Below are 4,821 nucleotides of genomic sequence, written 5' to 3'. Positions count from 1 at the left end.
TGCGCAGCACGGCCCGGCCCCGGGCGTCGCTGATTTCGAGCAGGGCGTCGCCTACCACATTGGCAGGCAGCGCCACGCGTAGCTCGCTGGCGGTGGGGTTGGGGTACAGGCTCGCGGTCAGCGTTTGCGTGAGTCGCGTTGCCGTGGCTGTGGCTGGCGCGTACAGCCAGGAGTAGCCGGCCGGAAACTCGCGCTTCCAGAACCATTCGGCGTGCTGGCCGTCGGCGCGGGTGTTAAAGCTGAGGTTGGCGGCCGGCACGCCGCCGCGCAGCAGCGAGTCGCGCAGGGCCTGCATCTGGGGCACCATGGTGGTGCTTTCGGTGGTGCCGCTCACGAAATAGAAGCGGGTATTGGGGTTGGCCGGGTGCGTGTGGGCGTAGGCCGCCAGCTGCGAGTAAGCGAACCAGTAGGCTGGTGAAAACGAAGCCACTTTGCCGAATACCGCCGGGTGGCGCAGGGCCGCGTAGGTGGCAATGAGCGCGCCCATGCTGGAGCCGCCGATGCCGGTATTGGCACGGTCGGGCAGGGTGCGGTAGTTGCTGTCGATGTAAGGCTTAAGGGTTTGCGTCAGGAAATCGAGGTACAGGTCGCCTTGGCCGCCGCCGTACTGCGGGTTATTCCAGGGCGAGTATTCGTCGAGGCGGTTGGGGCCATTGTCGACGGCCACCACGATGCAGCCGGTGGGGTCCTGGCCGTTGGCGGCCAGCTGGTTCAGGGCCTCATCCACGCCCCACTCGCCGGCAAAGGAGGTGGCGGCGTCGAACACGTTCTGGCCATCCTGCAGGTACAATACGGGATATCGGCGGCCGCTGCTGGCGTAGCCGGGCGGCAAATACAGCCACACCCGGCGCGTGCGCCCCAGCTGCGGCATGGCGAAGGCCGTGGCGATGATGCTCACATTGGCCGCGGCCGTGGAGGTGGTGCCGCCGGTGCCGGCGAGGTCTTCCCAGTTCAGCACTTGGCACAGCACCGTGGCCGGGGCCGTGCCGAAAGTATAGGTGCGGTTGGGTACCGAGCCGTTGGCTGCATTGGTTTCGACGGCGGCCCAGGAACCGCGGGTGAACTTGTATTCCATGGTGCCGGTGGCAGCGGGCAGCGTAATCTGAAAAGTGCCGTCGGCGTTGCGGGTAAGGGCGTGGGCCGCGCTGCCGGGGTTCCAGCTGTTGAAAGTGCCCGCGATGTAGAGCGTGGCGTTGGCCGGCGTGTTGGCCGGCACGGCCGTGATTTTGAAGGTAACCTGCGCATGGGCGGCGAAGCCGATAAAGGCCAGCAGCAACGTAAAGAGCTTTCTCATGGGATTGGGTGGGAAGTTGGGCTCGTGAAGGTACGGGCGCGGCATGTGGGCGGCTCCCGTCATTCTGAGCGGAGCGAGGAAACTTGTCACGTCAGAACATCACCGTTCCCGCGTAATAAGGTCCTTCGCTCTGCTCAGGATGACAAGAGGCATTCCACCGGCAAACAATTAGCCCATCCAAACCGTCTTAGCAGCTACCATTTTATTCATCGAATAGAAATTATGTCTGATTCAACTGCCAAAACCTGGTTTATTACCGGCGTCTCGTCCGGTTTCGGCGAAGCGCTGGCCGACTATGTACTCGACAAAGGCGACCGCGTGGCCGCCACCTTCCGCAAGCCCGAGCAAGCCGACGAATTCACTAAAAAAGCCGACGGCCGCACCTTGGGCCTGGTTTGCGACGTGACCGACGAAGCCGCCGTGAAAAAGGCCATTGCCGACGCCATCGCCACATTCAATCAGCTCGATGTCATCGTGAACAACGCGGGCTACGGCTCCATGGGCAGCATCGAAGAGGTGCCGGCCGAGGAGGTGCAGCGCCAGTTCGACGTGAACGTATTTGGCGCGCTGCACGTGCTGCGGGCCGTGCTGCCGCAGCTGCGCAAGCAGCGCAGCGGCCACGTGCTCAACATTACCAGCATCGGCGGGCTGAAAACCTTCCCCGGCGTGGGCATCTATAACGCGTCGAAATTTGCGCTGGAGGCCATTGGTGAGAGCCTGAGCCAGCAGGTAGCCCCGCTCGGCATCAAGGTGACCAACATCGAGCCCAGCGGCTTCCGCACGAAGTGGGCGGGCGAGTCGGCTACCATTGCCACCACCAAAATTGCCGATTACGAGGCCACGGTAGGCGAAAACCTGCGCGGCATTCAGGGCTACAGCGGCAAGCAGCCCGGCGACCCGGTGCGCGCCGCCAAGGCCATGTACGACGTGGTGCAGCTCGAAAATCCGCCCCTGCACTTGCCGCTGGGCAAAGCGGCCGTGAAAGGGGCCCGCGAGAAATTCGCCAGCATTGCCAAGGAGCTGGAGCAGTACGCTGAAGTGGGCGACGCCGCCGATTTCCCGGCCGGGGAATAAGAAGGTAGAACGAAAAACTCCCCTCCTTTTTTAAGGAGGGGACATTTCAGCGCAGCTGAAATTGGGGTGGTCACCCTCGTTGAACGATATTGAACGGTGTCCTACGCCAGCAGTTCTATCCTCGTCCAACGATTCTACCACCCCGATTTTCGCTTCGCGAAAATGTCCCCTACTTAAAAAAGGAGGGGAGTTTGCCGTTCTTGCGCCTTCAATCTGACCCGCTATGCCCCTTTCCGCCAACGACTACGAAGCCACTTCCTGGGAAGACCTGCAGCGGCTGCTGTTCCAGGATACCTGGGATGCGCGCATTGGGCGCTTTCGGTCGCCGTTTGTGTATCGGGGTGGCCGCTCGCGTCATTTCCAGCTCGAAACCAGTCTGCAGCGCCTCGGCGGCGAATACCACAGCCTGGAGCACCACTTGCTGCGCAATTTCCGCAAGTACGCCCGCGAAACCAGCCTGCCCACCGCTACCACCAGCACCTGGGACTGGCTGGCCCTGGCCCAGCACCACGGCCTGCCCACCCGCCTGCTCGACTGGACGTACTCGCCTTACGTGGCCCTGCACTTTGCTACCGACGACCTGTCGGCCTACCACGAAGACGGCATCATTTGGGCCCTGAACTACGTGAAGGCCGCCGAGCACCTGCCCCAGCGCCTGCGTCAGGCCTTGCAGGCGGAAGGCTCCAACGTGTTCACCTCCGAGCTGCTACAGCCCGTGAGTAGCAGCCTGCGCGAACTAGAGGAACTGCAGGCCGAGCCCTACGTACTGTTTCTGGAGCCGCCCAGCCTCGATGCGCGCATCGTGCATCAGTACGCGCTGTTTTCGCTCATGAGCCAGTCGCAGAGCCAGCTGCACGACTGGCTGGCCAACCGGCCCGACCTGTATTTCCGCATCATTCTGCCGGCCCGCCTCAAGTGGGAGGTGCGCGACAAGCTCGACCAGGCCAACATTACCGAGCGGGTGCTACTGCCGGGCCTCGGCGGCCTCAGCCGCTGGCTGCACCGCCACTACTCGCCTCGCACCAACGGCAAAAACTTTCTGGACGACAACGAAATGCGCTGAGTGGCGAAATGGTGAGTAAACAGAACGTCATGCTGAGCTTGTCGAAGCATCTCTACCGCGCAACGCAATCCAATCGGATGAGTTTACTACTGCGGTAGAGATGCTTCGACAAGCTCAGCATGACGTTTTAGAAGGAAGTGCCGACTAACGCAAACTGCTGCTCAATCCTGCCAGGGCCAGCGCCAGCGGAAGCTACGCTCCTTGGCGCGGGCTTTCTGGGTGTGGTCTTGGCCTACCACCTGCACGTCCCACACCAGCCCCACGGCGCGCAGGGTGGCCACGAGGTACCAGCCCAAGTCGAGCTCGTACCACTGCGTGCTCATTTTGGCCGAGCTGGGGTGGGCGTGGTGGTTGTTGTGGAAACCCTCGCCGAACGACAGCGCGCCCAGCACCCAGTTGTTATAGCCGTGCTCGGTGGCGTCGTCGATGTCGTAGCGGGCGTAGCCGTATTTGTGCGAGATGAAGCCCACGAACCAGTGCCCCAGAATGGTGATGCTGATGCGCAGCGGCACGCACACTATCATGGCCTCAAACCCAAAAAAGGCCCAGATGAGGCCGGCCGCGGCCAGCACGTGCAGGTACCAGGTTTTCTCCAGAAAAGCCAGCCAGGGGTCGTACAGGTCTTCGTAGGGAATTTCGTAGCGGCTGATATCACCCGATTTCAGGGCGAAATGCAGGTTCCAGTAGTAGTCTTTGGCGATGGAATGGTCGTAGCGGAAGTAGGCCGGGCAGTCCATGCGATTCTGCCAATAGTCGCGGAAGTAATGCACCCGCACCCACGACAGCGGCCCGCCTAACCCCGTGTGTACGAACAAATACGCCAGCAGCCCCCGCGTAAACCGCGCGCAGCGGTACGAGCGGTGAATGATGCCGCGGTGCAGGCCAATGGAATGCCCGAAGCCCACCGTTACCACCGTAATAAGGGCCGAGGCCAGGCTGCGCGGGCCCGACAGGCTGGAAAAGCCCCACACCAGCGCCGGCACCAGCATCATGTAGAGCCAAACGATTTTGAGCCAGCCCGGCGTAAGCCGGTCGCCGGCGATAACCGGCGCTTCGGGAGTAGCAGTAGAAGCCATATCACGGATTAAAAAGCCTGATTTTCTACGAAGTTACACGACGAATATCCGGCAGCGAAATGGTTTTTTAACCAATTTTCGGATTGACTAAAACCCATTAATTCCTCCTCGCCCTACTGCCCCAACCGCTTCTTTGTCAGCCGGGTCGGAATATGTTCCATCGGCTTGTCGGGCCAGGGATGCCGGGGGTAGCGGCCCTTCAAATCCTTGCGCACCTCGAAGTAGCCCTTCTCCCAGAAGCTGCGCAGGTCGCGCGTCACCTGGGCCGGCCGGCCGCCGGGCGAGAGCAGGTGCAGCAGCAGCGGCAGGGCTAC

5 protein-coding genes are annotated in these 4,821 nt (G+C 62.0%); 2 read left to right on the top strand and 3 right to left on the bottom strand.

The features are described from left to right. A partial coding sequence (locus tag ACYVDE_RS14645) for an alpha/beta hydrolase-fold protein (protein ID WP_460502287.1) occupies positions 1-1,294 on the bottom strand: 1,294 nt, incomplete at its 3' end. Between the two features lie 222 nt (positions 1,295-1,516). Between ACYVDE_RS14645 and ACYVDE_RS14640 the strand changes: the two genes are divergently transcribed. Continuing rightward, a complete protein-coding gene (locus tag ACYVDE_RS14640) occupies positions 1,517-2,368 on the top strand; it encodes a Rossmann-fold NAD(P)-binding domain-containing protein (protein WP_460502286.1) in 852 nt (283 codons plus the stop codon). A 223-nt stretch (positions 2,369-2,591) separates the two neighbouring features. Continuing rightward, positions 2,592-3,431, top strand: coding sequence for an FRG domain-containing protein (locus ACYVDE_RS14635; RefSeq protein WP_460502285.1), 840 nt, complete (start codon positions 2,592-2,594; stop codon positions 3,429-3,431). A gap of 161 nt (positions 3,432-3,592) precedes the next feature. Here the strand turns inward: ACYVDE_RS14635 and ACYVDE_RS14630 are convergent, their stop codons facing one another. Further along, positions 3,593-4,507 carry a fatty acid desaturase gene (locus ACYVDE_RS14630; RefSeq protein ID WP_460502284.1) on the bottom strand — a complete coding sequence of 305 codons (915 nt, stop codon included), beginning with the start codon at positions 4,505-4,507 and terminating at the stop codon, positions 3,593-3,595. Positions 4,508-4,620: 113 nt separating this feature from the next. Continuing rightward, positions 4,621-4,821 (bottom strand): ATP-dependent helicase C-terminal domain-containing protein (locus tag ACYVDE_RS14625; RefSeq protein ID WP_460502283.1); only part of this gene is annotated, 201 nt, incomplete at its 5' end.

This window comes from Hymenobacter agri, assembly GCF_054778495.1.
The sequence above is the reverse complement of the archived record's forward strand: the minus strand, read 5'-3'. Positions and strand labels throughout refer to the sequence as shown.